Source organism: Halanaerobaculum tunisiense (assembly GCF_054657635.1).
On the sequence record NZ_BAAHYI010000026.1, the window covers coordinates 1 to 1296 of the forward strand.

Below are 1296 nucleotides of genomic sequence, written 5' to 3' on the forward strand. Positions count from 1 at the left end.
GAGCAGTAATAATTAACTAAATATTTCTAAAAAAGAGCACTTTAGTTTAGATATATTTAAATTGGAAGTATTTATATTAACAGCTTGGAGGAATTAATCATGTTAAAAGAAGCACTCTATCATCAATCATATGGTAATTATGCTTATCCAATAGGCGAGGATGAGTTATTACTCCAGTTAAGGTCTAAAAAAAGAGATTTGGATAACGTAGACGAATAATTTATATATTATTCGGTTTATTAATTTGATTTTATTATTTATGCCTTCAGCAAAACTATTACTTATCTTAGCCTCAAAAAAGTTCAATAATTTGTCTTCCCAATTTTCCACTGTTTTTTTAGTTTCTAACAATGGTTTTAAACCGCTGTCTAAACACGCTCATATCATTCATTTAAAGCACATTCAGCTTCAGAAACCTTAGCTATACCTGTATAATCTCTTCTTTGAGCTAAATCCACTATATATGCATCTAATCTTTTAGTTTTTCTAGAATATTTATCAATACTTTCATACTCTTCGTTAAATGGATTGCTATCACAATTCTTACAACGATATCTTTTCCAATCTAATTATAACCTGATTTTCTCTGATAGGACATTTCCACCAAATGCATTTTTATTTTTTGAATTTACATATTTTTCTTCACAATATTAGTCAGAGACCCGAAAATTCAAGCTATTTTACTTTTTTAGCTAAAAAGTACGCAATTGCAAATTTAATAGATTATATTTATAAGTCTGCCGAAAAAGGTATTTCTCAAGAACAAATTTGATAGAAAGTGTTTTCTTTTAGTACTTCAGGTGATATAATTATTATTAGTTGCTCTTTTCTAGTTTTTTTGAGGTTTGGTCACCTGATGTAATACTAGAAAGTAAGCAACTTTACCTTTTTTGAATTGGAAAAATCTTTTATTCAACAATCTATTTTATTAAAAAAAGATAATCTTCTTTTAATAAAGGCTTGATATATTTTGAACGAAATGTTAAAATGTTTATAGAAGAAATGAACAGGCGAGGAAAATTATTGTTCATTATAACTACCTTTTTTATAGTAAAGATTGTGAATAAAAGGTTTTTAGTATTATCTTTTGCTAAAAGTTAAAGGTTGAATTAGTAGAAGTAGAGAAATATTGTTAATTATATAACTTATATAACTTATACTATTTTAGTATTTGATAATAAATAAAGAAGCAAGGGGAGAGGGATAATGAAAACAGCAGTATATCCTGGGAGCTTTGATCCTGTGACTAATGGACATTTAAATATAATTAAAAGAGCTAATAAAATTATTGATAAA

General features: G+C 26.5%; 2 protein-coding genes and 1 pseudogene. 2 read left to right on the forward strand and 1 reads right to left on the reverse strand.

What is annotated here, in order from left to right:
• Window positions 1-99 precede the first annotated feature (99 nt).
• A complete protein-coding gene (locus tag ACYQ3D_RS12585; RefSeq protein WP_459838808.1) occupies window positions 100-219 on the forward strand; it encodes an alpha amylase N-terminal ig-like domain-containing protein in 120 nt (39 codons plus the stop codon).
• On the opposite strand, the pseudogene ACYQ3D_RS12590 reads toward ACYQ3D_RS12585, so the two are convergent.
• Window positions 178-357 (reverse strand): annotated as a pseudogene (locus ACYQ3D_RS12590) (transposase); the annotation flags it as partial. The gene ACYQ3D_RS12585 and the pseudogene ACYQ3D_RS12590 sit on opposite strands and share 42 nt — an antisense overlap.
• An 849-nt stretch (window positions 358-1206) precedes the next feature.
• Between ACYQ3D_RS12590 and ACYQ3D_RS12595 the strand changes: the two are divergent.
• On the forward strand, window positions 1207-1296 hold a 90-nt coding region (locus ACYQ3D_RS12595), incomplete at its 3' end, for an adenylyltransferase/cytidyltransferase family protein (protein ID WP_459837254.1).

Excerpts from the sequence above, each read along its gene's own strand:
- ACYQ3D_RS12585 (WP_459838808.1), top strand. The coding sequence starts at position 100 with ATGTTAAAAGAAGCACTCTATCATCAATCATATGGTAATTATGCTTAT.